This is a genomic window from Synechococcus sp. PCC 6312, assembly GCF_000316685.1.
Taxonomy (GTDB): Bacteria; Cyanobacteriota; Cyanobacteriia; order Thermosynechococcales; family Thermosynechococcaceae; genus Pseudocalidococcus.
Map to the genome: position 1 here is coordinate 3,552,868 of NC_019680.1, position 24,627 is coordinate 3,577,494.

The 24,627-nt window shown below is 49.2% G+C and carries 27 protein-coding genes; 16 read left to right on the forward strand and 11 right to left on the reverse strand.

Annotated features, from left to right (window positions below):
• Position 1: 1 nt before the first annotated feature.
• Both SYN6312_RS18545 and rlmN read left to right on the forward strand, forming a co-directional pair.
• Positions 2-451, forward strand: a complete 450-nt coding sequence (locus SYN6312_RS18545) for a hypothetical protein (RefSeq protein WP_015126180.1) — start codon at positions 2-4, stop codon at positions 449-451.
• Positions 452-582: 131 nt separating this feature from the next.
• Positions 583-1,620 (forward strand): 23S rRNA (adenine(2503)-C(2))-methyltransferase RlmN, encoded by a 1,038-nt coding sequence (gene rlmN / locus SYN6312_RS17250; RefSeq protein ID WP_015126181.1) that lies wholly within the window; start codon positions 583-585, stop codon positions 1,618-1,620.
• Between the two features lie 18 nt (positions 1,621-1,638).
• Here the strand turns inward: rlmN and SYN6312_RS17255 are convergent, their stop codons facing one another.
• From SYN6312_RS17255 to SYN6312_RS17280, 6 genes are all read right to left on the reverse strand, one after another.
• A complete protein-coding gene (locus SYN6312_RS17255; RefSeq protein ID WP_015126182.1) occupies positions 1,639-3,543 on the reverse strand; it encodes a DNA polymerase III subunit gamma/tau in 1,905 nt (634 codons plus the stop codon).
• Positions 3,544-3,608: 65 nt separating this feature from the next.
• Positions 3,609-4,772, reverse strand: coding sequence for an LptF/LptG family permease (locus SYN6312_RS17260; RefSeq protein ID WP_015126183.1), 1,164 nt, complete (start codon positions 4,770-4,772; stop codon positions 3,609-3,611).
• A complete protein-coding gene (gene lptB / locus SYN6312_RS17265) occupies positions 4,753-5,481 on the reverse strand; it encodes an LPS export ABC transporter ATP-binding protein (protein WP_015126184.1) in 729 nt (242 codons plus the stop codon). The genes SYN6312_RS17260 and lptB overlap by 20 nt, the downstream gene beginning before the upstream one ends.
• 12 nt (positions 5,482-5,493) lie before the next feature.
• Complete coding sequence (locus SYN6312_RS17270; protein ID WP_015126185.1) at positions 5,494-5,946, reverse strand: LptA/OstA family protein; 453 nt, start codon at positions 5,944-5,946, stop codon at positions 5,494-5,496.
• Between the two features lie 73 nt (positions 5,947-6,019).
• Positions 6,020-6,361 carry an iron-sulfur cluster assembly accessory protein gene (locus SYN6312_RS17275; protein ID WP_015126186.1) on the reverse strand — a complete coding sequence of 114 codons (342 nt, stop codon included), beginning with the start codon at positions 6,359-6,361 and terminating at the stop codon, positions 6,020-6,022.
• A gap of 47 nt (positions 6,362-6,408) precedes the next feature.
• Positions 6,409-6,804, reverse strand: a complete 396-nt coding sequence (locus tag SYN6312_RS17280) for a phosphomannose isomerase type II C-terminal cupin domain (RefSeq protein WP_041431763.1) — start codon at positions 6,802-6,804, stop codon at positions 6,409-6,411.
• A gap of 141 nt (positions 6,805-6,945) precedes the next feature.
• On the opposite strand from SYN6312_RS17280, the gene SYN6312_RS17285 reads away from it, so the two are divergent.
• The 3 genes from SYN6312_RS17285 (at position 6,946) to SYN6312_RS17295 (ending at position 9,968) form a co-directional block, all read left to right on the forward strand.
• Positions 6,946-7,623 carry a response regulator transcription factor gene (locus SYN6312_RS17285; protein ID WP_015126188.1) on the forward strand — a complete coding sequence of 226 codons (678 nt, stop codon included), beginning with the start codon at positions 6,946-6,948 and terminating at the stop codon, positions 7,621-7,623.
• Between the two features lie 75 nt (positions 7,624-7,698).
• Complete coding sequence (locus SYN6312_RS17290) at positions 7,699-8,742, forward strand: hypothetical protein (protein ID WP_015126189.1); 1,044 nt, start codon at positions 7,699-7,701, stop codon at positions 8,740-8,742.
• 146 nt (positions 8,743-8,888) lie between these two features.
• Positions 8,889-9,968, forward strand: a complete 1,080-nt coding sequence (locus tag SYN6312_RS17295) for a PIN/TRAM domain-containing protein (protein WP_015126190.1) — start codon at positions 8,889-8,891, stop codon at positions 9,966-9,968.
• A gap of 2 nt (positions 9,969-9,970) precedes the next feature.
• On the opposite strand, the gene SYN6312_RS17300 is transcribed toward SYN6312_RS17295, so the two are convergent.
• On the reverse strand, positions 9,971-10,384 hold the full coding sequence (locus tag SYN6312_RS17300) for an FHA domain-containing protein (protein ID WP_015126191.1): 414 nt from the start codon (positions 10,382-10,384) through the stop codon (positions 9,971-9,973).
• Between the two features lie 294 nt (positions 10,385-10,678).
• Here SYN6312_RS17300 and sbcD point away from each other — a divergent pair, with 294 nt between their 5' ends.
• The 3 genes from sbcD (at position 10,679) to SYN6312_RS17315 (ending at position 15,039) form a co-directional block, all read left to right on the forward strand.
• A complete protein-coding gene (gene sbcD, locus SYN6312_RS17305; RefSeq protein WP_015126192.1) occupies positions 10,679-11,998 on the forward strand; it encodes an exonuclease subunit SbcD in 1,320 nt (439 codons plus the stop codon).
• A gap of 210 nt (positions 11,999-12,208) precedes the next feature.
• Positions 12,209-14,827 (forward strand): diguanylate cyclase domain-containing protein, encoded by a 2,619-nt coding sequence (locus tag SYN6312_RS18550; protein ID WP_083853541.1) that lies wholly within the window; start codon positions 12,209-12,211, stop codon positions 14,825-14,827.
• Between the two features lie 17 nt (positions 14,828-14,844).
• Positions 14,845-15,039 (forward strand): hypothetical protein, encoded by a 195-nt coding sequence (locus tag SYN6312_RS17315; protein WP_015126194.1) that lies wholly within the window; start codon positions 14,845-14,847, stop codon positions 15,037-15,039.
• Here the strand turns inward: SYN6312_RS17315 and SYN6312_RS17320 are convergent.
• Positions 15,036-15,494 (reverse strand): hypothetical protein, encoded by a 459-nt coding sequence (locus SYN6312_RS17320; RefSeq protein WP_015126195.1) that lies wholly within the window; start codon positions 15,492-15,494, stop codon positions 15,036-15,038. The two genes, SYN6312_RS17315 and SYN6312_RS17320, sit on opposite strands and share 4 nt — an antisense overlap.
• A 286-nt stretch (positions 15,495-15,780) precedes the next feature.
• Between SYN6312_RS17320 and SYN6312_RS17325 the strand changes: the two genes are divergently transcribed.
• A complete protein-coding gene (locus SYN6312_RS17325; RefSeq protein ID WP_015126196.1) occupies positions 15,781-16,293 on the forward strand; it encodes a GNAT family N-acetyltransferase in 513 nt (170 codons plus the stop codon).
• A gap of 30 nt (positions 16,294-16,323) precedes the next feature.
• Positions 16,324-16,632, forward strand: coding sequence for a hypothetical protein (locus SYN6312_RS17330; RefSeq protein WP_015126197.1), 309 nt, complete (start codon positions 16,324-16,326; stop codon positions 16,630-16,632).
• Between the two features lie 473 nt (positions 16,633-17,105).
• Here SYN6312_RS17330 and SYN6312_RS17335 read toward each other — a convergent pair whose 3' ends face one another.
• The 3 genes from SYN6312_RS17335 to SYN6312_RS17345 form a co-directional block, all read right to left on the reverse strand.
• On the reverse strand, positions 17,106-18,326 hold the full coding sequence (locus tag SYN6312_RS17335; RefSeq protein WP_015126198.1) for a GTPase family protein: 1,221 nt from the start codon (positions 18,324-18,326) through the stop codon (positions 17,106-17,108).
• Positions 18,310-18,609 carry a DUF2973 domain-containing protein gene (locus tag SYN6312_RS17340; RefSeq protein ID WP_015126199.1) on the reverse strand — a complete coding sequence of 100 codons (300 nt, stop codon included), beginning with the start codon at positions 18,607-18,609 and terminating at the stop codon, positions 18,310-18,312. The genes SYN6312_RS17335 and SYN6312_RS17340 overlap by 17 nt, the downstream gene beginning before the upstream one ends.
• Before the next feature lie 114 nt (positions 18,610-18,723).
• Positions 18,724-19,038: a DUF2605 domain-containing protein gene (locus SYN6312_RS17345; protein WP_015126200.1), complete on the reverse strand. Its 315-nt coding sequence runs from the start codon at positions 19,036-19,038 to the stop codon at positions 18,724-18,726.
• Between the two features lie 94 nt (positions 19,039-19,132).
• Between SYN6312_RS17345 and SYN6312_RS17350 the strand changes: the two genes are divergently transcribed.
• From SYN6312_RS17350 to SYN6312_RS17375, 6 genes are all read left to right on the forward strand, one after another.
• Entirely contained in the window at positions 19,133-19,999 is an 867-nt protein-coding gene (locus SYN6312_RS17350) for an FAD-binding domain-containing protein (protein ID WP_015126201.1), read from the forward strand.
• Between the two features lie 101 nt (positions 20,000-20,100).
• Positions 20,101-20,517 carry a peptide-methionine (R)-S-oxide reductase MsrB gene (gene msrB, locus SYN6312_RS17355; protein ID WP_015126202.1) on the forward strand — a complete coding sequence of 139 codons (417 nt, stop codon included), beginning with the start codon at positions 20,101-20,103 and terminating at the stop codon, positions 20,515-20,517.
• A gap of 15 nt (positions 20,518-20,532) precedes the next feature.
• The gene (ispF, locus tag SYN6312_RS17360) at positions 20,533-21,012 is read left to right on the forward strand and encodes a 2-C-methyl-D-erythritol 2,4-cyclodiphosphate synthase (RefSeq protein ID WP_015126203.1); all 480 of its coding nucleotides are present in this window, start codon (positions 20,533-20,535) and stop codon (positions 21,010-21,012) included.
• 387 nt (positions 21,013-21,399) lie between these two features.
• Entirely contained in the window at positions 21,400-23,310 is a 1,911-nt protein-coding gene (locus SYN6312_RS17365; protein ID WP_015126204.1) for an asparagine synthetase B, read from the forward strand.
• Between the two features lie 19 nt (positions 23,311-23,329).
• A complete protein-coding gene (locus tag SYN6312_RS17370) occupies positions 23,330-24,244 on the forward strand; it encodes a hypothetical protein (RefSeq protein WP_015126205.1) in 915 nt (304 codons plus the stop codon).
• A gap of 79 nt (positions 24,245-24,323) precedes the next feature.
• Positions 24,324-24,620, forward strand: coding sequence for a PqqD family protein (locus SYN6312_RS17375; protein ID WP_015126206.1), 297 nt, complete (start codon positions 24,324-24,326; stop codon positions 24,618-24,620).
• Positions 24,621-24,627: the final 7 nt, after the last annotated feature.

Below are 24,627 nucleotides of genomic sequence, written 5' to 3' on the forward strand. Positions count from 1 at the left end.
CATGTCTGAAGTCGTAACAGCCAGCGAAACAAAGCAAATTTTGGATGCGATCCAGGCCCTCGCCTTGGAAATGAAGGTTAATCAGGCCAAGACCGATGAACAATTCAAAACATTACGGGCCGAGGTAAAAGGGGAGATGAATGAACTCCGGGCCGAGGTCAAGGCTGAAATTAAGGCAGTTAATGACAAAGTTGATGCGATCAGAACTGAGCTTAAAGGAGAGATTAAGGGTCTTAGTGACAAGGTTGATGCGGTTAAGACTGAGCTTAAGGGAGAGATCAAAGCACTCAATGATAAGGTTGGTTCCTTACGGGATGAACTCCGAGATGATATTTCTGAATTGCGTGATCGGCAAAAAATCCTGGATGCGCGTCTGTGGGCCTTCATTGTTGGCCTGGTAACTGTAGTTGGCGGCAGTGTGCTGAAGGTGCTCTGGTTTGACCGAGCTTAATTTTGCTGCTCTGGCCATGCCTGGGACTATTCTGTTTGTTTGGGACGTGATCTCGGCCTGGGGAAATTTTGTCTAGTGCTAAGATAATCAATAATTCCCCTTCTATTCCTGATTTTTGCTGTGACTGAGCCATGAACGCTGCCGTTTTATCCCCGCATGGCCCTCTCCTGGGTGCGTCTAAACCTGAACTCATGGCCTGGGCTGAATCCCAACATCAACCGGCCTATCGGGGGCAACAACTCCATCAATGGCTGTATCAAAAAGGGATTCACTCATTAACAGAGGTGACGGTCTTTCCCCAGCAGTGGCGGAATTCTTTGGAGTCTGTGGCGGTGGGGCGTTCCCAAATCCAGGCCCGGCATCCCAGTCCCGATGGTACCGTTAAGTATCTTTTAAAACTGGCGGATGGCCTGGTGATTGAAACGGTGGGGATTCCGACTGCCAAGCGATTAACGGTCTGTGTTTCTGCCCAAGTCGGCTGTCCCATGGCCTGTGATTTTTGTGCCACCGGGAAAGGGGGGTTCACCCGCAACTTAGCCCGTCATGAAATTGTTGATCAGGTGTTAACCGTCCAGGCCGATTTTGGGGAACGGGTCAGCCATGTGGTTTTAATGGGGATGGGAGAGCCGCTTTTGAATTTAGAGGCCGTGTTAGAGGCTGTGCAATGCTTGAATCAAGACGTGGGGATTGGGCAGCGTAATATCACCATTTCTACAGTGGGGGTTCCAGGCCAGATTAAACGCCTAGCCAGCTTTAGTCTCCAAGTGACCTTAGCGGTGAGTCTCCATGCCCCTGACCAAGCACTCCGATTAGAACTCATTCCCAGTGCCAAGCATTACCCGTTAAATTCACTCATTCAAGATTGTCGGGACTATGTGCAGAAAACAGGCCGGCGGGTGAGTTTTGAATATACGGTTTTAGCGGGGGTGAATGATTCTCCGGCCCAGGCCTTGGCCTTAGCCCAATTACTCAAAGGGTTTCAAAGTCACGTTAATCTGATTCCCTACAATCCGATTCAGGATGCCAGTTATCGCCGCCCCAGTCCCCACCAGTTACAAACATTTTTGAATATTCTCCACCAAGCCGGTCTTGCGGCCAGTATTCGTCGCTCACGGGGCCTGGAACGAGATGCCGCCTGTGGGCAATTACGGGGCCAATATTCGGGTTAAAACACTCTGGTTGTTGGCTTAAAAAGGTAAATCTTCCTCAAGTTCTGGGGGGAGTTCTGCTTCGTCAGTGGCGGGCGTGAGACTATCTGGGCTGAGAGACTCCGGCTCCAAGACTACGGGGGGGCTACCGGGTTCAGGCGAAACAATTTCGCCCGCAAAAAACCTAGCAAAGCTTTGGGTGGCCTGGCTGAGGGCATCGGGTGGGGCGGGGGGCGCAAGTTGGAATTCTGGGGCGGGTGAGGGGGGCGGGTTTTCCGGCGGGTGGGCGGGTGGTTGACGGGGATTAAGGGTGGGGTTGGGAGGAGGTGGGGTGGGCCGGGGCTGGACGGCTGGAGTAGATTGAGATGTATCCGCCGCTGGACTAGTGGCAATTTCTAAGCGAACTTTGACGGGTTTGCCGAGGGCTGTTTGAAAGGCAATTTCGATTTTGTCCTGATACTTTTGGGTCAGCTTCAATAGACCGGGAGATGGCAAGCCAATCCGAATCTCCCGATCACTACAACTGAGGAGTTGCCCATGTTGGGAGAGCAAAGCCTGGGTGCCTGGAAATTGAACCAGTTGAATCCCCTGTTGCCAAAGGTGGGAAAGGTTGAGGTCAGTCGGATCGGGGGGCTGTGGGGTAGGGTCTGGGGGAGAAGATTTCGCCGGAGATGGTGGCGGGGCCTGGGTTGGTAGATTTTCGGGAACGGCTGGGCGAGGCGGTGTTGCAGTGGGAAGAATGGCATTGGCAACGGGCTGGCTTGGGGGGTGGGAAATAACTGCCGGGGGAATCGTGGGCGATTGAGCCTGGGGTCTGGGACTATTGGCTGGGGGTGGAGAACTTTGATCTGTTTTGGAGAGAGACAGCAAACCTAAAAGCCCCACTTCTAACCACAGGCGCGGCTGAGTTGTGTTTTTGACTTGTAGTTCACAGGCCCGCAGATGTTGTTGTCCCACTAAGATGTCCTGACTCGACCAGTTTTGGGCAAATTCACAGAGGGCGGCCCAAGTGTCCGGGGTAATGGCCACTAAATCCTGGCGGTGGGGAGCCGTTTTAGCAATCAGAAAATCTCGATAGAATCCGGTCAGGTTCTGTAAAACAATTAAGGGTTCACGCCCGCGTTCTAATAAGTGTCTGGTTTGCTCAAGTAACGTTTCGGGATGTTGACTCTTGACGGCCTGGAGGAGTTGAAATAAATCTTGTTCAGGGACCGAACCGGCTAAATCCCAAACCCGTTCAATCGTAATTTCTCCATCTAATAAGCTGAGTTGATCGAGTAAACTTTCCGCATCCCGTAAGCCACCTTGGGCAATTTGGGCGACTAGGTTAACGGCTTCTGGATTGATATTGATAGTTTCTAGTTCGGCAATATGGGTTAAATGGGAGACCATATCGGCCAGGGGGATGCGGCGAAAATCAAAACGTTGACAACGAGAAATAATCGTGGGTAAAACCCGTTGGGGATCGGTGGTTGCGAGAACAAAAATAACCCGATCTGGAGGTTCTTCAAGAGTCTTTAAGAGGGCATTAAACGCTGAGGTACTGAGCATATGACACTCGTCCACAACGTAAACTTTATAGCGACATTGAACTGGAGCAAATTGGGCTTTTTCAATTAATTCTCGAATATTATCAACCCCGGTATTACTGGCCGCATCAATTTCAATTACATCTAGGGCAGAACTGTGGGCAATGGCCTGGCAAACATCACAAACACCGCAGGGACTTGGGGTTGGTTTCGGCGCAGTTAAACAGTTGAGAGATTTTGCTAAAATCCTTGCACTGGAGGTTTTTCCCGTTCCCCGCGGCCCGCAAAACAGATAGGCTGGGGCAATTCGTTCCTGTTGAAGTGCATTGGTCAAAGTTGTCGTAATAGCCGCTTGTCCCACCAGATCCGCAAAGGTTTGGGGGCGATATTTATGGTGCAGCGGCTCGTAATTCACAAGACCAATTAATCCCGGCCCAACCTGACTCTCTTCTGCTCATCTATCATAGGTCGGCGAGGAGCTTAGCGATTAGCCCGTTGAATGAGCCAGATGGCCACAGCCAGGCCTAGGCCTTGGGGTAGCCACGCGGCCATAATCGGTGTGAGGATGCCGACAAACCCTAAAGCACCGGAAAAATAGGTCAATAGAATCTGCCCGAAAATCAAGCCCACACTTAAGCCAAACCCCTGCGCCGCCCCCCGCTTTTGCCCCATCGCCCCAAACCCTAGGCCCATCAAACCAAAGACAATCGCGACAAAGGGCTGGGCATACTGTTGCTGAAGATGGACATTTAAGGCGCGCACGAGGATGGGGTTATTATCTTTCTGGGCAAGAGTGAGAGCCTGGCGGGCCTGAGCCGTCGAAAGTTCGGTCACTTGAGAAGGGCTGAGGACATCTTCTTCTAACTTGCGGGGAATGACTAACTGCTGCTGTTGAAACTCAATAATGTCGCGAATATTCCCCAAGCTCGAGACTAGGTAAATAACTCCATCAGCAATTGTCCAAGTACTGCGGGGATAACTCCAGGCCGCCTCAGCCGCCGTAATCACCTGTACTAACTCCGGTTGGGAAAAATCTACCACTGTAATCCCCCGCATTGAGACCCCATCAAATTCCTTGGCATAGTACAATCGCCGCACTTGGTCATTGGGGCCATATTCTGGATAGTAAATGTCCCGACTTTGGCCAACCCGCTCTTCTTGGCGCAGATACCGCTGTAACACCTGATCCGACCGGGCCCGAAATTCAGGGATGACGGTTTCACCCAAGGTAAACGTGATGAGGCTAATCACCAGAGAAAAGGCCAAAATCGGTGCAGCAAGACGATAGAGACTAAGGCCAATACTCTTGAAGGCCACTAGTTCCCCATCCTCCCCCAAGCGACTGATCGTCGTTAAAACAGCCAGCATCACCGCCATTGGCAAAGCAAAGGTGAGAGTGTAAGGGATTTGGAAGAGCAGAACTTGTAAAACTGCGGTCAAGGGAATTTGAGCCTCGGCCACTTGTCGCACTAGGTCAAATAGCACCCCCACCGAAAGAGCTAAGGCGGCAAAAATCGTGATCCCCAGGCCAAAGGCGGGGACAATATTCCGCCAGAGATACCAGTCCAACCGTGAGCCAGGCCCAATCCGACCCAGTGGCCAGAGCCATCGCCGCCAAATTTGCCTAGGGGACAAAATTTTCACCCAAATAGTATTGCCGGACGAGGGGATCCTCGTATAAATCTGCCGCTGCCCCCGCCGCCAGAATATGCCCATCCCGCATGATATAGGCTCGATCCACGATGGAAAGCGTTTCCCGAACGTTGTGATCGGTAATCAATATTCCCAGGTTTTGGGCCCGCAGTTGAGTGACAATCGTTTGAATTTCGCCGACCGCAATTGGATCTACCCCAGCAAAGGGTTCATCTAAAAACAAAAATTTGGGTCCCTCGACTCCCATGGCCAGGGCCCGCGCTAATTCCGTTCGCCGCCGTTCCCCCCCTGAGACTCGATTGCCTTTGATCTGAGCAATTTTATGGAGATTCAGATCTGCGAGTAAGTGATCCAAGCGATCAGCCCAGAGATGGCGGGGAACCTTAGTTTGCTCTAAAACCAGGAGAATATTTTCTGCCACCGTCAAATTCCGAAAGATACTCGGTTCTTGGGGGAGATAGCCAATTCCCAACCTGGCCCGGCGATGGAGGGGCAATGGGGTGATGTCGTCACGATCTAACCAAACTCTCCCCTGATCGGGTTTTTCCAGGCCTGTGGCTAAATAAAATGTTGTCGTTTTCCCAGCCCCGTTTGGCCCCAAGAGTCCGACAACCTCCCCCTGCTCAATCCCTAAGGTGACCTGATCAACAACTGTCCTGGCCCCATAGGTTTTGCGTACACCTTCTAACAAAATTTTCATGGGGAAAGGACGCTATGGATTTGGATTGGTAGTCTTGGGAGGATTATCCCGAATCAGCAAAATGGATTCAACCTGTTGGTTTGTGACTGGGGTGGCGACAAACTTTTCCTGATCAATCAAATAGGTCACACTATCGCCCCGTAAGCTGTTCCCCTTTTGCAGAACATAAACATTGCCAGTTAAGACAATCCGCCGCTCTCGACTGAAATATTGGGCTTGGGTAGCTGTAGCCTGAATTTGGCGGGCGGGATAAATGAGTTGGACATTACCCCGGGCGGTGACGATCCCCGTAATGGAGTTGGCCTGTTGGACATCGGCGAGAATGGTTAAGGCTTGCTGAGGAACTGCATTGGCATCAGATGTGGGTAGATTCTGAGACTCTGCTATTCCACTAGTCCCAAGTACTCCCAGGCCAAGGAGTAATCCTAAGAGTAATCGCTTGCTCCCCCAATTGAATCGTGTCACGCTTAATCCCCTGCCCTTCTCTTGCCCAACGCTCCCGAATCTAATGACTTGATCTTAGTCGAGAGAGTTGCATTCAATGATCAACGAGCTTGAAGGAAAGGCCACAACCACAGGTTTGCCCGGCAATTGGATTATGAAATCGAAAGGCCCCTCCCATTAAATCTTCGGTGTAGTCTAAATTCAAATCTGTCAATTTAGCCACACTGTCGGCCGCCACGGCAATCACCAGTCCAGAAATTTCCGCGACAAAATCATTGGGTTGGGCCGCTGCCGTAAACTCCAAAACGTAGAGCCAATCGGCGCAACCACCAGACTTGACCCCTAAACGAAGAATGTCTCCATTAGCCTTGGCCTGGGATTTTTGGCGCAGTCGCTCAAGTTCACGGACAGCGGCGGGGGTTAGAGTCACGGTCATAGTCAGAGTTTAGACAGTATCGGGAGGCAACTCAGGCATGAGAAATTTTAAGTATGGGAGCGGGCGTAGTCGTCCTCAAACCGTTGAATATCATCTTCTCCCAAGTATTGCCCATTCTGGACTTCAATTAAAACTAAGTTGATCTTGCCCGGATTTTCCAAGCGATGACGGGTAAACTGGGGCACATAGGTAGATTCATTGGGAGAAAGCATAATAATCTCTTCACCCCGTTGAACCTTGGCAATACCAGCAATGACAATCCAATGTTCACTGCGGTGGTGGTGCATTTGTAAACTCAGGCGATGGCCAGGTTTGACCTCAATCCGCTTAATTTTGTAACCCGGCCCCTCTTCCAAGATCGTAAATGATCCCCAAGGACGCAGTTCTGTGGCCGCGACCGTATTGATTGGGGCAATGGCCATTTCAGGTGCAGATATACTCATTGTCTCAGCTTCCATAACTGCCCTCTGTTTTAGCATACGGACTTGCGGATTCACTCAATTTTAGAGGAAGTTGGCAGCGTACACTAGAAATCAGGCGGAACGATTAGCCCCCTTGAATGAGTCAGAAAACTTGGAATCACTATGTCTGAGCATTTGTTGTTAGTGGATGATGAACCGGGGTTGCGGGATGCCGTCCAGGCCTACTTAGAGGACAGTGGGTTTACCGTCACCGCCGCCAGTAATGCCACCCAGGCCTGGGAACTGCTCGAACAACAGCGACCCGATTTAGTCATTACCGATGTGATGATGCCCCAAGTGGATGGCTATGAATTTTTGGCCAAGCTGCGGGAAGACGAACGCTTTAGTTATTTACCCGTTGTGTTCTTAACTGCCCGCGGGATGAAACGAGATCGCGTCCAGGGCTATGACGCGGGTTGTGATGCCTATCTCTCCAAACCCTTTGACCCTGATGAATTGGTCGCCATTGTCAAAAACCTCCTGCGCCGTTATCAACAAGCCGCGGCGATTAGCGAACCGGATATTGCCGACTTAGCCGGACAAATTGCCGAATTACGCTCCCTCTTAGTCAAACGCGGTACCCCCTTAAATCCCAACCCGATCAAACTGGATCTGACCCCCAGAGAGCAGAGTGTTTTAGATTTGGTTGTTCAAGGCTTGATGAATAAGGAAATCGCCAGTCAACTCCAAACCAGTGTCCGCAATATTGAAAAGTACGTTAGCCGCTTATTTATTAAAACCAATACCAGCAGCCGCACCGAGTTAGTCCGCTTTGCCCTGGAAAATGGCCTGGCCCCTTGATCCCAATTATGTTCAAAATTATTGACACCAGAGACTAACTAAAATCAAAATAGCCCCCCTGGCAGTTGGCCCCTCATGAGCAGCACATCCCCATCCTCTAGCCAGCCACCTCCAGGCCCCGATCCTGTTATCCAGGCTGAGCTCGTCCATCTCACTCCAGATCGGTTGCGGTTGAAAATCCCCCATCTCCGCCAAGACCCAGGCTACGGAACCTATCTCCAACAGCATCTCCAGGCCCAGACCGGGATCACCGAAGTTCGCCTCAACTCAACCGCCCAATCTTTAACCCTTCACTGGAACCCCCAAGTCATTTCCCTCCCGCAACTGTTAACCCAACTCCAGGCCATTGGGGACTTAGAGGTGATAGGTCAGGGAAATCATGGCATCACGAACCTCACCCGCGCCTTTGCCCTAGAACCAGAACAAGTCAGCGACAAAGCCCAGGATATTGGCAGTTTTATTGTTGGGGGACAAGTTGGAGATGTAGTCGGCGGGATAGCTGGGGCGGCAGTGGGTGGGGCCACAATCGGGCCAGCCGGGGTAGTTTTGGGGACACAGGTGGGGACGTTTGTAGGCGGTGTCATTGGGGCAAGAGTTTGTGTAGAGTCCATGCAAACCCTCAAGGAGCATGCCTTTGATCTGCAAACGCTTTGTTTAGATAAAACTAAAGAAAAGGTCACCCAAAGTTTAGAAATTCGCACCAGCAGTAAAGCCGGAGAGGTAGCTGGGGAAATCACGGGGGGCCTGGTGGGGGGAGCTTTGCTTGGGCCGCCCGGAGAAATTATTGGGCAAATGATGGGGAATATGGTCGGCGGACAAATTGCCGAAGACGCAGCCCGACAAGTCATCAGCCCTGATCCAAAACCTGACACAACAGCCCCGACATCGTCCTCGGTTAATATTGTTCTGGAATGGTGGATGAAAACGAGTCGCGCCTTTGTTGGGGAAACAGCTTTGGCAACCTTGGGGGGACTGTTAATGCGCTTAATTTTGGGCCCCCAGGCCGAGGCCGTCGGTCTTAAAGCAGGTAGTCGGGCCGGCCGAATCATTGATTGGAATACAGAGTCTGCTTCCTGTAAACAGCCCCAGTCAAACCAGGCTAAAACTGAGGAATTATAATCCAATAAGAACAGTTCAGGAATTTTGTTCGGAGTACTGAGACGATTGCGCCTCTAAAGAGCGGTAATCCCGACCCTGTCTCGGCCCCAAACTCAGAGATGATGGAAACAACGCCCCCCGCCCCCGCCACTCAGGGTAATTAAGCCATGCTCGACATCATACTTTCCTTTATTTTTATTGTTGCTGGAGCCGCCATTGGGTTTCATGCGGTCAATCTTCTTCCTCCCATGACCCTTGAACAAGTGGCCAACATCAGCGCATTACGGTGGGTTGTGGCCGGATTTGGCGGCTTAATTGGGATTGGGGTTGGTTTAGCAGTACAAACGGTCTATCACCGAGTTGAGGCCGATATTCGCCATTTACCAGCCGATGTTTTATTGTCACGGGCGGTGGGCCTGGTCGTGGGGTTATTGTTGGCTAACTTGCTCCTGGCACCAATTTTTCTACTACCCATTCCTGATGATTTCTCGTTCATCAAGCCGATGACAGCGGTATTAACGAGCATTTTATTCGCTTATACCGGAACCACATTAGCAGACAGTCAGGGGCGGGCCCTGTTGCGGTTAATTAATCCTAATTCTGTCGAAACCTCTCTTGTGGCCGAAGGTACCTTAAAGGCCGCCGCCTCAAAGGTACTGGATACGAGTTGTATTATTGATGGCCGGATTGAGCAGCTACTCACCTTGGGGTTTATTGAGGGTCAAATTCTTGTTCCCCAGTTTGTCTTACAGGAATTGCAACTGGTTGCTGATGCTCAAAACGACTTAAAACGGTCGCGAGGACGACGGGGCCTGGATATTTTGAACAGGCTGCAGGCTAATCTAAATGGACGGATTTTAATTCATTCCGCTGATTATCCAGACTTGACGACCGTTGATGCCAAGCTTGTCCGACTTGCCCAAGAAATTGACGGTATCTTAGTCACTAACGATTACAACCTCAATAAAGTCGCCCAGTTTCAAAAGGTAAATGTTTTTAATGTCAATGAATTAGCCCAGGCCCTGCGTCCGGTTTACTTGCCAGGGGATACCTTGGAACTGAAAATTATTAAAGAAGGAAAGGAGCCAGAGCAAGGGGTTGGCTATCTCGAAGATGGGACAATGGTGGTGGTGGAAGAGGGGCAAACCCACATTGGTGATCAATTACCTGTTGTGGTTACCAGTGCCCTCCAAACCTCTGCGGGGCGGATGATTTTTGCTCGCTTAAAGTTGTCTAGTTTAGCCTGACCTTAGCCCGTCCAGGGAATACTTTTGCTAACGGTTTGGGAAAATTTTTGAATTTCTTTGATAATCCTGAGTTCTTTAACCTCAAACATAGTCGGATAGTGAAATGCCAGAATTGTCGTTCCCATCACCATGACATCTTGATCATGGAGGAGAGTTGGATAGACTAAGCTATTCCCATTCAGCAATGTACCGTTAACTGTGTTGTTATCCATCACAAAATATAGAAATTGATGCTGAAACATGACTGAATTAATCACTGCATGGAGCCGAGAGGCATAGCGATCTTCAATGACAATCCGACAACTTTGAGAACGACCAATAGTCCAACTGATCCCCCCCCAAAGTTCTACGTCATATTTGAGCTTATTTGAGCTATGAATGGTTAACCAGGCCGGGTTAGGATTTTGGCTGGGCATGATTCAGTCGGAATATTAATCAACAACTTTCAGCCAACTGTGCCCCAAAATAGGCAACCCCACTATAGCTTCACAGCGGGAGCGAGACACAAGTCGAAATAAAATATATACAAAGAACAATCGCAGATCCCATCTAGGACGCTGATTAGAGGCAGTTAAGTCGCATCGTATGGCCAGAATTGCCAAGATGTTTAGACTTGAGAACAGGTCGCGTCCCCCCCATCGTCCACAGTTAAGATAGAAACCAGGCCTGGATGAGCGCAACCCCTTAAGAGATGCAGGGCAACAGTGGCAATGGTTAAGCTTCTTCATTTATCAGATATTCACCTCGGCAGCGGTCTGGGCCATGGTCGTTTGAATCCCCTCACAGGATTGAATACTCGCCTAGAAGACTTTGTCGCCGCTTTAACCTATTGCATTGACCAGGCCCTGGCGGAAGCCGTTGACTTAGTGTTGTTTGGAGGAGATGCTTTTCCCGATGCCACCCCACCTCCCTTGGTGCAGGAGGCCTTTGCCCAACAGTTCCGCCGGTTAGCTGATGCCCAGATTCCCACGGTTTTATTAGTCGGTAATCATGATCAACACGCCCAAGGCCAGGGGGGAGCCAGCTTAGTAATTTATCGCACCTTGGGAGTACCTGGCTTTATTGTCGGCGATCAGCTTTCTACCCACCGGATTAGAACAAAACAGGGTGATGTGCAAGTGGTAACGTTGCCTTGGTTAACTCGTTCCGCTCTCCTGACAAAACCGGAAACCGAGGGCCTGGGCTTGGGCGAAGTTGGGCAACTTTTAATTCAGCGGTTAATGGTGGCATTAGCAGGGGAAATTCGACAACTGGATCCCGAACAGCCAACGGTATTATTGGCCCATGCCATGGTGGATACGGCCCGGTTTGGGGCAGAGCGCTTCTTAAGTGTCGGGAAAGGCTTTACAATTCCCCTTTCTCTGCTGGCCCAGTCAGAATTTGACTATGTGGCTTTGGGCCATGTCCATCGGCATCAGGTGTTATGCGAGCAGCCCCCCGTAATTTACCCAGGTAGTATTGAGCGGGTTGATTTTGGAGAAGAGGGGGAAGAAAAGGGGTTTATTCTTGTAGAAATCTGTAAAGGTCAGGCCCAGTGGCAGTTTTGTCCAATTCCCACCCGTCCCTTTTTAACCTTGGATGTGGATCTATCCCTGATTCATGAGCATCCCCAGGCCCGGCTTTTAGAGATGATTACTCAGGCCAGCATTGACCAGGCCATTGTCCGCCTGCGGTATCGCCTCCGTCCCGATCAAACGGCCCTGATTGATCTACCGAGTTTGCATGGGGCCCTGACACCCGCCCACAGTTTTAGCATCCACCCCGAACTAGTCACCCAACTACCGCGGGCCCGCCTGCCAGAACTGGGCCTGGGACAGACCATTGCCCCCTTAGCCGCCTTGGAACTGTATTTAGAACAACGCCCCGACCTTGAACCCTTAAAATCTGAGTTATTAATGGCGGCAACATCCTTGCTAGATCATCAAGATTGGGAAAAAGAAGGTACAACTCCGTCTCACCCCCCAGGCCCCGCTTCCGAGATCACACCCATAGCCACCTCTGTTCAATTAGACCTCCTGTCAATGTCTTAGATCTTTAACAAATCATTGCCAAGCAATATTGTCCCTATCAAAATTGTTTGAATTTATGTATGAATATCGAGATGATTTAATCATTTTTTTGGAGCTTGGGACGTTATCTTAAGGTCAAGGCAATAATCAAGATAGGATAAATTTAGGGTTATCTGAAACTCTTCGCAAATATCCCCACTTGCTCAGATTTTGCCTAGCTTTCTTCACTGCATGACGCAATTTCTTCCCCCGTCAACGTTGACCAATATCATGATGTTTGAGGAGTTTCCAATCCCCCTGGTGGTGGTGGATAGCCAAGGGGAAATCGTTGCCTTTAGTGCTGCCATGAATCAGGTTTGGGATTATTCAGAAACATCTCTACTGAACCAAAATCTCTGGCGTTTGCTCCCCCAGGCCTGGCAAGACCATCTCCAGCCGGCCTACAAAGCGACTATCACTACAAACCAAACTGGATATGCCCAAATTTTTGATGCCCCTCATCAGCGTTGGTGGCAGGTGGGACTTGTTCCCAAGGCTAATAGGTCTATATGGTTGATATTTTGGGACTTGACGACTCAGCAAGAGGAACTGATTTGGCATCAAGCCCAACTGACGGAACTGCGCCGCTGGTATGACCGCCTTCAAACCATCGCCGAGATTAGTCAACAAGTTTTTTGGGAATGGCACATTCAAGACGACACAACGCTCTGGGTGGGTAATACTGTCAGCCTCTTTGGTTATCCCCTAGATGCCATGCCTCAATCCGGCCAGGCCTGGTTAGATTTAATTCATCCGGACGACGTGACAGCAGTACAAGCTGGCTGGGAAAGCAGTCAAAGCTCTGGTGCGCCTTACTGTTGTGAATATCGGGTTCGCTGCCAGGATGGACACTATGCTTGGGTGCGCGATTGTAGTCAATATTTCCATTCCGAATCTGGAGAGTTCCGGCTTTTAGGTGCAGTGGCCGATATTAGTAGCCGTAAAGACGCTGAGGCTGCTATTGCCAGCAATGAATTGCGCTTTAAGAATTTAGTGGCCAATTTGCCGGGCCATGTGTTTCGCTGTGCTAATGATCCAGACTGGACAATTCAATACCTGAGTGACAACATTGAGCAAACTGTCGGTTATCCGGCCGCGGATTTTATCAACAACTGTCGCCGCACCTTTGCCAGCATCATTCATCCCGATGATCAGCAGTATGTCTATGACACCATTCAGGAAATCTTCAAGCGACAAAATCACTATGGAGTTGAATACCGAGTGATTCGGGCCGATGGTCAGGTGCGCTGGTTTTATGAGTCGGGACAAGCGATCCATAACGCGGCTGGGGAAGCTCAGTATATTGATGGTATTTCCATCGAGATTACAGTTCAGAAACAGGCCGAGTTGGAACTAGCCCAGAGTGAATCCCGCTTTCGCCAGCTTGTTGAAGATGTGGCGGTGGGTATTATTGTTCACAACCCACAAGGGGAGATTATTCTGGCCAATGAACGGGCAGCCAATATTTTGGGGTTATCCCTTGATCAACTCCTGGGAAAATCAGCCCAAGATTTAGATTGGTATGTTGTAAATGAAACTGGAGAGCGTTTAACGGCGGCCCAATTTCCCTCGGCAAGGGCCACAGAACAGTTAATCCCCATTCGGGATGTGGTCTTGGGGGTCAACCGTCCAAGCCAAGATCTAATCTGGTTGCAAGTCACGGCCGAACCCCATTTCAACGCCAGCCAGCAGCTAGAACAAGTCGTTATTACCCTGAGTGATATTACCCAACGCAAACAAGTGGAAGATGCGCTCCGGTATCAATCCCAGCGAGAACAAACCCTGAACCGGGTGATTAAAGCCATTCGCAACTCCCTCAATTTGGCAGAAATATTTCAAACCACGGTGGATGAAATTGGGCACTTATTAAATGTTGATCGGGTGGCGATTGTTCAGTATCGGCCAGAATTGGGGCAATGGGATCATATTATTGAATACCTGAGAGAGTCTTCCCTACCCCCAAGTCAAGGACTCATTATTCCTGATGCCCAGAACCCGATTGCTACCTCCCTCAAACAGGGGCAAACGGTACAAATTCACCAGGCCGAAACAGAACCCAACCTAGGCGAGTTTAATCGGGAGTTAGCCACCTCCTTCCCGGGGAATTGGTTAATGGTGCCACTCCAGGTTGAAGCCCACACTTGGGGCAGCTTAACCTTGCAACAAAGTCACCCCGACCAGGCCTGGCATCCCAGCGAGGTCAGTTTATTAGAAGTGATTGCCGATCAATTAGCGGTGGCCATTCGTCAAGCGGAGCTTTACCAATCCCTGCAAGCTGCCAACCAAGAACTGAGTCGCCTTGCGATTACCGATGACTTAACCCAAATTGCCAATCGCCGTCACTTTGATGAATGTCTAGCTCGGGAATGGAATCGTTTGTTGCGAGAACAAGCCCCTTTGAGTCTGGTGTTTTGCGATGTGGACGACTTCAAGGCCTATAACGATCTCTATGGACATCAAACTGGAGATGAGTGTTTATACTTGGTAGCCCAAGCCCTCGGAACTACGGCTAGGCGGGCTGTAGATTTAGTGGCCCGCTATGGTGGTGAGGAATTCGCGATCATTTTGCCCCATACTGATGGAGCCGGGGCTAGTCGTGTGGTTGAGAACATCCAAGCCACCTTGAAAGCCCTGGAAATTCCCCATGCCGCCTCTCGAGTTAGCCCCGTGGTGACGGTGAGTTTTGGCATCAGCACTGGCCGGCCAACCCCGGAAAGCTCTCCAGTCCATCTTCTCGAAGCAGCGGATCAGGCCCTCTATCAGGCTAAAGCAGAAGGGCGCAACACTTACCGGATTATTCATGTTCCATAGGCAGCGTGAGGAAATCTATGCTATCTGACTTGGCCTGGATTGGCAAACTGATGATCGTCTCGCTTTCTTTGGCAGTGGCGATTAAAACCTTGGGCAGTCAATACCCACTCCCAGAAACACCGACTATGATTATCAGTTTGCTTCTTCTCCCAACGATGTTGATCCTCTTGGTTTTGGGCCTGCGTCAACTCTTAAAACCTGATAACCCTTAAGCATCAACATCCAATAAGACGCAGGTACTTGGGGGCGGCTCCCGATCCACCTGGGCATAAATTAGGTCAATCCAAACCTCTTCACCGTAGGGATATTTACTTGTGACATAAAATAACCAATGCTGATCAATATCTAGTCTTTCCCGGCATTTTTGAAAGGTGGGGGATGAAATTGTTCGATGGGCATTGAGAGCGGGCTTCCACTTATCTTGCAGGCCCACAGCAATTTTGAAGCTCTCTCCAGCGGAATTTTCTACCAGTAAGAGAGCGTCCATATACAATGCTTGCCACCAGACTTGGGGATCATTGAGGTCTTCCCCTTCTGCTTTTAAGTCTGTGATCAGTTGTGGCATGGCACTTTTAACCAGGCCTTGTATTTTTGAGAATTCTGGATAAGGATGTAAGAGCTTAAGATTTTTGGCTGTTTGACGAAACCAAAGTTTGTGATATGACATAGAAGTAGCAAACTCCATCGGAAAACTTAATATTTTCAGGCTAAAAATTGACCACCCCGATTGATGGCCCACATTTCAGCTAAAGGCAGTAAAAAGCTTAGGCGGCTGAATAATTTCGCCTTAGCTATTTTAGCAATAGATTTACCCATTTCAAAATTTATTGTATGCTTGACCCGTCTTCGTTTGTTGAGGGCGATTTGGGTTAAGGAAAGGTTAAGAGCAAATAGGCCCAGGCCAGTCTAAGATTGGGATAATTTTGGGGATAATCGCTCCGTAGGCGTGCTTGATGCTGGTTTATCGTGACTTTGACATTCGCCCCTGGCAACCCCAAGATCGGGAAGCAGTCGCCGCCCTCATTGCCACGGTGCTGGGTGAATTTGGCCTGGCCTGGGAACCGGAAGGGGCAGACGCAGATGTGGTCGCAGTTGAAGCGTTTTACCAAGCCCAGGGGGGCGAGTTTTGGGTCATAGAACAAGCGGGGCAAATTGTCGGAACGGCCGCCTATTATCCAATTGCACGCGGGGAGAATGCCGTAGAAATTCGCAAAATGTACCTCCATCCCCAGGCCCGCGGGCAAGGTTTAGGCCAGTTTCTCCTGAGCCAATTGGAACAGCAGATTCACCAACGGGGATTTGACTTAATTTGGATTGAAACAGCGACCATTATGAACCAGGCCGTGAAACTCTATGAGAAAAATGGCTATCAGCCCACCAGTGGAATCGAAACTCAACGCTGTGATCGGGTTTATTACAAAACATTAGAACGACACTTAACTCTTAGTTCTCAAGGCCTGGGCTAAACTAAGATTTGCAGTCATCAATTATTTATCATGACAACCCTCGAGCAAATCCAAAAAGATATTCAAACTCTACCTCCAGAATTCCTAGTCTTCCTGGCAGATTTTATCCAACTTCTCAAGAACAATATCCCTTCTCCCCATGAGTTCTCCTCTCCTTTTTCAGCACAACCTATTACCTCCCTTTGGGAAGACGCGAGTAAGTTTATTGGCAGTTTAGAAGGGGGGCCTGGCAACCTAGCTACTGATAAAAACACATGGCAGGATTTGGTCAATAATGGTATCAAGATGGATTTCTTGTTGCGCGCCTCAACTGCAGCAAACAGTATCATCCTTGGGTAAAAGCTCAACTCAGCCAAACTACCGCCCCGTTTCTCACCTGTGAAGCCGTCATTACAGAAACTTGTTTTCTCTTCTAAAATGTCTACCAAGGACAAGAAATCGTCCTGAAACTTATCCACAGTCAAAAACTAAAAATTCCCTTTCAACTTAACCAGGGATCGCCTGCCATTCAAGAACTTATGCAGCGGTATCAATCTGTACCTATGTCTCTGGCTGATACTTGCCTAGTACGGATAACTGAGCTTTATTCTGATAGCACTTTATTGACTTTGGATAGTGATTTTCAGATTCAGCGTAAAAATAGAAATCAGATTATTTCATTAGTATAGTCATTTCTGCCAAAAGTCAGACATTCAAGAGTACAACTGATAGTGGTTTCAAGCATTTCTGTGTTTCATTCCTAAGTGAAATGACGATAATTCCAAATCAGTAGTATGGCTGACATAGACTGTTTTATAAATTAGCGACTGCACTTAATTTATTTTCCCTTGAGCCATAAGTTGTTGTCGAAATTTACGAGTGTTTTCTTGAAAGGAGTCTTGTATAACTTGGCGAATCCGGTCGGGGTTGGGTTTCTTGCCCCCCATTAAATCCCCAAAATAAACACAGGCCCCTTCCCCCAAAGCCCAGGTATAGGCAAACGACCAAGAGGCGGACATGACGTTCCCTAAGACCGGAATAAATTTAATCAGTTGTTGCCCCACCAATCGAGCTAGGAAGCCACCCCCAATGGTTGTTAAAATCCCCCCGGCCTGGGCTGGAGACAGGGTTTGTCCGTAGAGCCGGCCAATTAAGATTACCATCGTGGTCTGAATGGCAATTAAAACAGGCATGGTGGCAAAGGGTAAGGGGACAATCGCTAGAGTTGCGGCCATGATGGCAAAGGGTAAGATTGATCGCCGCCCAACGTTACGATACACCGTTCCCAACTGGGTCGAAATTTCTTTTTCATCTAACAGTTGGTGAATAATTCCGGCTTCGGCTTCCGGTAAAAGTTGCTCTAGGGCGATACCGAGTTCTCCCAGGCCATAAAACACCGGCTCAAATCCATCTTCTGCTAGGGTAAAGTCCACCCAGACCGTGTTAGTTGTAATATCAGCAAATTGAGCCTGGAGGGCCTGGGCGGCTTCCTGAAGCAGGGGAAAGTCGGGAGGATAGGGGGGATGGTTGGCTGAGTTAGCTGGATAGACCTCATGTAAGCACGTGATGACCAATAGACAGGGGATATGGGGAAACTTCTGCCGCAGTTGTTGGGCAAGGTGGTGGAGAGAATCCGTGGCAAAATCCGTAATCTTGACCGTTAAGACTAATATTTGGGCATTTTTGCCGTTAGCCAGTTGGGCTTCTAACTCTTGGTAAATTAAATCCGTATCCTGGCTCGTTTCCCCCAGGCCCACCGTGTCCGTAAAAATCAACAGGGGCAGATCATCCGTTGGAAAGGCATATTGCTGCGTATGGCGAGTATGGGGCCGAAAGCCTGAGCCAACAATACTCAAATCTGCTCCCGTCAAGGCCCGAGTGATCGAACTTTTGCCGGCCTGGGGCTTGCCCATTAAAACAACTTCCGTGGTGGGCAACTGACTGCGAATTTGGGCCAGAATCTCCTTGAGTTTTTCTGGATCCACCTGAAACCAAGACTGCCAGGCCTGGGTTCCTTGCCCTAACCATTTGCGCGGCTCAAACTTCAGTTTCATCTCCAGAACTGGGAGAGTCCTTATAAAGAGCATCGAGTTGATTGCGAGCATCCTCTAGGGTGAGGGAACGCATCACCAGCAAAGGCTCATCAATCACTTGTCCACGACTATCCAGGAGTTCAGGGTGACTGACTCTAGGGTGATTTGGGCGGGCATAGGGGTAGGTACGCTGTGACTCAATCCCCAGAGTAATGAGGTTGCGAATGAGGTTGCCCATTGCCAATAAAGCCAAAATGGTAAAGGCAACGATATAAATTAACTGCAAGATGAACGACCCTTCCATAATCAGCAAACCCCAGTGTAATTATCTCTTGGTAATGTGTCTCAGGTATTGGTATCTCAGTGTCTAGAAGCCTCTGCCTAAATCATAGCTAAAGAGACCGACTGCCTTGAAATTCTACGGGCGTAATAAGCGATATTGGTAGCTAACTCGCCAACACTCATTGACCAGTTGATGCCACTTCATTAAAACCTCGGTATCGACCCCGGCGGTTCCCTCCGTTGCCGCAAATAAGCTCTGGGCCGCATTGACCTCTTGTTGGGCCTGAATGACGCGGGCTAAAAGCTGGGCCTGGACTTCGGGTTCCAGAAAGGACAGCACCTCCTGCCGTAATAGGGATTCGGCCCGTCCAAACCAATAGTGAAAATCATCGAACAAGGGTTCCAAGAGAGCTTTCAGCAATTGGGGTTCTGGTAAGTTGGAGTGAAGCATAGGGGCATTAAAATCTGTAGATATATTAACACTGAATTCTGAGACTCCTTTACATTATGATACAAATGCTAAATTCACTCCAGATTTAGGTGTCATGTCTTCTGCGCTGCGGCGAACGTTTACGGATCGAGCCGATTTAATTCACTACCTAAAGCAGGAATTCCCAGAGATTGCCGCCGAAGGGGATCAGGTGAGTGCTGTGGTTGGCGGACGGACTGCGGCTGAATTGGCTCTCGCTAGAATCCAACCTGGCCCCTATGGTCAAACCCGTAACTATTTGGCTGGAGCCGTCACTCGCCTATCTCCCTATTTGCGTCATGGTGTGTTGAGTCTAGCCGAGGTAAAGACCGCTGTTCTAGCCCAAATTCAAACCTGGACTGAGGGAGAAAAACTCATTACGGAACTGGCCTGGCGCGACTATTGGCAGCGACTCTATGAAAGACTGGGGGATCACATTTGGCAAGACTTAGAACCTTATAAGACAGGCTGGCAACCGAGGGACTATCAACCGGAGTTACCACCAGATATTGATGCCGGTCGCACTGGCCTGGCCTGTATGGATGGCTTTAGCCAAGAACTCAAAAACAGCGGCTATCTCCATAACCATGCCCGGATGTGGTTGGCGGCCTATGTAGTGCATTGGCGTAAAGTCCGTTGGCAAGCCGGGGCAGCTTGGTTTTTGCACCATTTACTGGATGGTGATCCGGCTAGTAATAATCTCTCGTGGCAGTGGGTAGCCAGTACCTTTAGTCATAAACCCTATTTCTTTAATCGGGATAACCTCGAACGCTACAGTCAAGGTCAATATTGCCCAACCTGTTCTCTCCAATATCGCTGCCCACTCCAAGGCAGTTATTCAACATTAGCCGCTAAGCTCTTTCCTAACGCTCCAGAACTCCAAAATCCCCAGACCAATTCGGGTCAGTTTCATCGCAGTAAACCCCAAAAAAATAACCGCTAAATCCCCAGTTTGCCGGCGTTGGCTCAGTCCTAAAAATACTTGCCGGAAGACCGGTTTTTGCGTCAGTATAGGATCACTGATTGCTCTGAAGGGGCGATATTATGACTGAAAATATCCAAACCAAAGTCGAAAAACCAGATACGGAGTGGCAAGCCCAACTGACCCCAGAGCAGTTTCATGTGACTCGTAAAAAAGGGACTGAGCGGGCCTTTACGGGCTGCTACTGGAATAATAAAGAACCTGGAACTTATACCTGTGTTTGTTGCGGTACACCCCTCTTTAAGTCCCAAACCAAGTATGACTCGGGCACAGGCTGGCCCAGTTTTTGGGAACCCATTGACCCCAAAAATGTTCGTCGGGAAGTGGATCGCAGCCTGTTCATGAGCCGAACTGAGGTTTTGTGCGCGGTCTGTGATGCCCACCTCGGCCATGTCTTTCCCGATGGCCCACCTCCCACGGGTGAGCGTTATTGCATGAATTCGGCTGCACTCAATTTTATGCCTGATAGCGAAGCCTAGCCTTAGAGTTATGGTATGAAGTTACGGATTGGTAACGGTTACGATATCCATCGCCTAGTGCCTGGCCGTCCCCTTATTTTGGGTGGAGTGCACCTGGATCATGAGTTGGGTTTGTTGGGCCATAGTGATGCGGATGTTCTGACCCATGCCATTATGGATGCCCTCTTGGGAGCCTTGAGCCTAGGAGATATTGGGCATTATTTTCCGCCGGATGATCCGCAATGGGCTGGGGCCGATAGTGTGCGCCTCTTGAAACAGGTGGCGGGCTTGGTGAAGGAACGGGGTTGGCAAATTAATAATATTGATTCGGTGATTGTGGCTGAGCGGCCCAAACTGAAACCCCATCTCAGTAAAATGCAAGTCCAACTCTCCCAGGCCCTGGAACTCGATCTGGATCAAGTCGCGATCAAAGCCACTACTAATGAGAAATTGGGGCCTGAGGGCCGGGAAGAAGGAATTGCAGTTTATGCTGTGGCGTTGTTAACCCAAGACTAGGGTATTCTCGAACCCTTGGGATGGATTTGATCGTAATTTACAGAATCGAGTTAAGTAGAGCAATTCAGGGCTGTTAGGGTATTTTGCACTCTTCTGGAGATTTTTAATTTAGTCTGGAGAGCTATGTGACAAAATTACTGGTTCCTGATGCTGATTCGGAAACGTTTTCTAAGCTGTAATAGAGCGTAAGGACACCTGAATACTGATAATTTATATCTAAACAACATGCAATCCTCTACAACAGTCTATTGATTTAAATGGTAGGACTTACATCGAGATGAATAGGCGCTCTGGGCAAGGGTATGTTTATTGAGTCTATTCCTCAGACTTAGATCGTAATAAATACCCTAGTAGTGGCAGTTAACGGGGGATGAGATGGAGTAAAAGATGACTAAATTTTATGGACTATATTCTCTTAGACATGAGCTAAATCCAGATCATCATTGGAATAGGGTAGGGGCAACCTCAGATTGGAGCCGAACTGGTCATGAAATTTGGCAAGAGGGGCCAATTTTGTTGTACAGCCAGTTACTAAGAATTAATCCCCATGATGCGTTTGAGTTACAGCCTCTTGTGACGGAAGATTTTGTCTTGGTTGGTCAAATACGGCTGGATGATCGCGATCGGCTGGGGCAGAATTTGGGTGTTAATGATGATCAGCTTTCGCAACTATCAGATAGTCAGCTTTTTCTCCAGGCCTGGCAGCATTGGGGTCAAAACTGTGTGGATTACCTTTATGGGGACTGGGCTTGCGGAATTTGGGATCGACACCGACAATCTCTTTGGTTGGGGCGAGATGCAGGCGGAAATCGGGGCCTTTACTATTGGCATAATTCTCAGTGGCTAATTTTTTCCAATAGTTTGAAGACATTATTAGCCCACCCCTTTGTCCCAAAACAACCAAATGCCTATCAGATTGCCCGCCAACTAGCATTAGTTATGGATCCGAGCCAAGAGGGGGCAACGGCCTATGGGGAAATTATGCGACTGCCGGTGGGAAATGCGATTCGTTGCCATGACGCAAAAGTAGAACTCTACACTTGGTGGCAGCCTGAGACTTTATCAGAGTTAGCCTGGGCCGATGATGAGGATTATTACCAGGCCTTTCGGGAACTTTATCGTACAGCTGTATCTGACCGGCTTGCCAACAGTCATGGGCCTGTGGGACTGATGTTCAGTTCTGGCTTAGATTCTGGTTCAGTTGCCTCGCTGGCGGCTCCGATCTTGAAAAAACAACATGAAACCCTGCAGGCCTATACTTCTGTGCCACAGTTTCAACCGGATGGAGCCTCGAGACTACGATTGGGAGATGAGACAGGGTTAGCCCAGGCCTGTGCGGAATATATTGGTGATATTAATTTTATTCCTGTATTCTCAACTGAGAGTAGTATTATCTATTCCCTTGAGAAGCTGTTGGAAATTCATGATCGGCCGGGCCATGCGGCGGTGAATTACTACTGGATCCTCGACATCTTAACAATGGCTCAGGCCCAAGGAATCAAAGTGATGCTGACTGGGCAAGGTGGGAATGCCACGGTTTCCTTTAATGGGTCTGGGACTCTCTGGCCCTATGTCCTCCAGGGGAAATGGCAGCGGTTTTTAACTGAATTTTGTCAGAGTCGCGTGGGCACTTGGCAAACCCTGAAGGGACAAATTCTCCGCCCGCTCCTACAACCCTCTCTAGATGTCCTGGCTCATTTGAAAACCCTTAATCAAGCTCCCTGGGGAAATGATGCCCTCATCGGCCCAGAATTAGTGGCTGAGGTTGATCTTTGGGGACGGATGGAAGCCATGGGGTATCACCGGATATTGGGGGCATCTCAGGCAATTTCAAGAGAACGGATTAAACAATTTCGGCTAGGGGGCCTGGGGGGCATTGGAGAAATCTGGATGGAATTGGGGGCAGCCCATCACATGGATGTCCGAGATCCGACCCGTGATCGGCGCATAATTGAATTTTGTTGGCGAGTTCCAGATCGCATCTTTTGGGCCAAGGGATTACAACGAGGGTTAATTCGCCAGGGGATGGCCGGGTCTTTACCGAAAATGGTTCTCCATAGCAAACGGAAAGGGCTGCAAGCGGCCGATATTGGTTATCGAGTTTGGGCCCAACGGGATGCTATTTCGACTACTCTTGACAAACTAGAAGCACATTCACTGGCCCAGGCCTGGTTAGATATTCCAAAAATGCGCTTGACCCTAGCAGAATTAGCGACAGGAATCACCCCGGCCAAAACAGTTCGAGTGAGTTCCCTCTTACGGGGGATTGGAGTTGGCTTATTTTTAATGCGGTTCTAACCGGGATATTTGATTATCAATGCTAGAAGCGGAAAAGTATATCGTCCACCCGGCCTTTGGCTTAAGGTTTCGGTCTCAAATGGCTGGTTTTCCAATACGCGCAATTCCAGAGAATGGCCAAGCCTATGATGTGGAAGTGGTTGTGGAGCCTGTCCCCCCTGCTTTGCCGCATCCGCTTTACCAGTCACAGATCTATACGGCTGCACCCGGCCAGTTACTCTGTCAAACCAGAACCATTGCCAATTTTTTTGTTGCGAATGGGTTACGGATTTCGATTGCGCCTAAGCCTACTATAGACCCCCTCAAACTCTGTAATTTGTTGTTTGGAGGCGTGACCGGGGGAGTATTAATCCAACGCGGAACATTAGCCCTGCATGGTTGTAGTATTGAAACGCCCACGGGGGTAGTGGTGGTTTGTGGTCATTCTGGGGCGGGTAAATCAACTCTGACGGCCTTGATGTTGGCCCAGGGATTCCGAATTTTGGATGACAATATTGCCGCTCTTACGCCAAAAGCAAATCAGTTTTTAGTCGCACCTGGCCTGGGATTTTTACGCCTGACTGAACCAACCCTCAAGCTGTTGAATTGGTCTCCCCCGGATCTAAGTTATCCTGTCCCAAACCAACTGAAATACATCTATCGGTTGCCCCCAACAGGTTTTTGTGATCAACTGCGACCGCTCCGGCAAATTTGGCTGTTAGATCGGGCTTGTGAGCAATTGACTACGCCGATTCTGGGCAAGGCAAAACTAGAAACCCTGCGCCAATTTACTTATATGACAGAACTAGTGCGGGGCCTGGGGCAGATTGAACATTTTTTTCCTCAGTGGATTAACATTGCGAACTCAATTCCCATATCAATCATTGGCTATCCCAAAACCCTAACACTCCCGGCCTGGGTGGATCATCTTGCTAACCTTCTCCACAAAGCCTAAGCCGAAAAACAGATTTTTATCTCAACGACATCTGAAAGATCGGCTATGCTGTTGGCCATGGACAAACTCCACAATCGTTATGACCGCTTTTACTCTTAATCCTGATACCCAACTTCAGCTCAACCCAGACATTACCTTTGGCGATGTTGACGGTGAAATTATTGCCTTAAACATTCAAACGGGCTTTTTTCTCAATCTAAACAGTAGTGCCAGCTATATTTTTAGTCTTTTAGATAAAGCTACGCCGCGCACTCTAGGGGATATTTACAAACAAGTCCAGGCCGTTTACGATGTCCAGGATGATGTTTGCAGATCTGAAGTTAGTGGATTTATTACCCATTGTCTTGAGGTAGGATTACTTCAGCAGCTAGAATGATTTTTTA

What these genes read in the sequence shown, in the direction of transcription:
- SYN6312_RS18545 (WP_015126180.1), top strand. Translation starts at nt 2, where the DNA reads ATGTCTGAAGTCGTAACAGCCAGCGAAACAAAGCAAATTTTGGATGCG.
- rlmN (WP_015126181.1), top strand. Translation starts at nt 583, where the DNA reads ATGAACGCTGCCGTTTTATCCCCGCATGGCCCTCTCCTGGGTGCGTCT.
- lptB (WP_015126184.1), bottom strand. Translation starts at nt 5,481, where the DNA reads ATGAAAATTTTGTTAGAAGGTGTACGCAAAACCTATGGGGCCAGGACA.
- SYN6312_RS17275 (WP_015126186.1), bottom strand. Translation starts at nt 6,361, where the DNA reads ATGACCGTGACTCTAACCCCCGCCGCTGTCCGTGAACTTGAGCGACTG.
- SYN6312_RS17280 (WP_041431763.1), bottom strand. Translation starts at nt 6,804, where the DNA reads ATGAGTATATCTGCACCTGAAATGGCCATTGCCCCAATCAATACGGTC.
- SYN6312_RS17285 (WP_015126188.1), top strand. Translation starts at nt 6,946, where the DNA reads ATGTCTGAGCATTTGTTGTTAGTGGATGATGAACCGGGGTTGCGGGAT.
- SYN6312_RS17290 (WP_015126189.1), top strand. Translation starts at nt 7,699, where the DNA reads ATGAGCAGCACATCCCCATCCTCTAGCCAGCCACCTCCAGGCCCCGAT.
- SYN6312_RS17295 (WP_015126190.1), top strand. Translation starts at nt 8,889, where the DNA reads ATGCTCGACATCATACTTTCCTTTATTTTTATTGTTGCTGGAGCCGCC.
- SYN6312_RS17300 (WP_015126191.1), bottom strand. Translation starts at nt 10,384, where the DNA reads ATGCCCAGCCAAAATCCTAACCCGGCCTGGTTAACCATTCATAGCTCA.
- sbcD (WP_015126192.1), top strand. Translation starts at nt 10,679, where the DNA reads ATGGTTAAGCTTCTTCATTTATCAGATATTCACCTCGGCAGCGGTCTG.
- SYN6312_RS18550 (WP_083853541.1), top strand. Translation starts at nt 12,209, where the DNA reads ATGACGCAATTTCTTCCCCCGTCAACGTTGACCAATATCATGATGTTT.
- SYN6312_RS17315 (WP_015126194.1), top strand. Translation starts at nt 14,845, where the DNA reads ATGCTATCTGACTTGGCCTGGATTGGCAAACTGATGATCGTCTCGCTT.
- SYN6312_RS17320 (WP_015126195.1), bottom strand. Translation starts at nt 15,494, where the DNA reads ATGTCATATCACAAACTTTGGTTTCGTCAAACAGCCAAAAATCTTAAG.
- SYN6312_RS17325 (WP_015126196.1), top strand. Translation starts at nt 15,781, where the DNA reads ATGCTGGTTTATCGTGACTTTGACATTCGCCCCTGGCAACCCCAAGAT.
- SYN6312_RS17330 (WP_015126197.1), top strand. Translation starts at nt 16,324, where the DNA reads ATGACAACCCTCGAGCAAATCCAAAAAGATATTCAAACTCTACCTCCA.
- SYN6312_RS17335 (WP_015126198.1), bottom strand. Translation starts at nt 18,326, where the DNA reads ATGAAACTGAAGTTTGAGCCGCGCAAATGGTTAGGGCAAGGAACCCAG.
- SYN6312_RS17340 (WP_015126199.1), bottom strand. Translation starts at nt 18,609, where the DNA reads ATGGAAGGGTCGTTCATCTTGCAGTTAATTTATATCGTTGCCTTTACC.
- SYN6312_RS17345 (WP_015126200.1), bottom strand. Translation starts at nt 19,038, where the DNA reads ATGCTTCACTCCAACTTACCAGAACCCCAATTGCTGAAAGCTCTCTTG.
- SYN6312_RS17350 (WP_015126201.1), top strand. Translation starts at nt 19,133, where the DNA reads ATGTCTTCTGCGCTGCGGCGAACGTTTACGGATCGAGCCGATTTAATT.
- msrB (WP_015126202.1), top strand. Translation starts at nt 20,101, where the DNA reads ATGACTGAAAATATCCAAACCAAAGTCGAAAAACCAGATACGGAGTGG.
- ispF (WP_015126203.1), top strand. Translation starts at nt 20,533, where the DNA reads ATGAAGTTACGGATTGGTAACGGTTACGATATCCATCGCCTAGTGCCT.
- SYN6312_RS17365 (WP_015126204.1), top strand. Translation starts at nt 21,400, where the DNA reads ATGACTAAATTTTATGGACTATATTCTCTTAGACATGAGCTAAATCCA.
- SYN6312_RS17370 (WP_015126205.1), top strand. Translation starts at nt 23,330, where the DNA reads ATGCTAGAAGCGGAAAAGTATATCGTCCACCCGGCCTTTGGCTTAAGG.
- SYN6312_RS17375 (WP_015126206.1), top strand. Translation starts at nt 24,324, where the DNA reads ATGACCGCTTTTACTCTTAATCCTGATACCCAACTTCAGCTCAACCCA.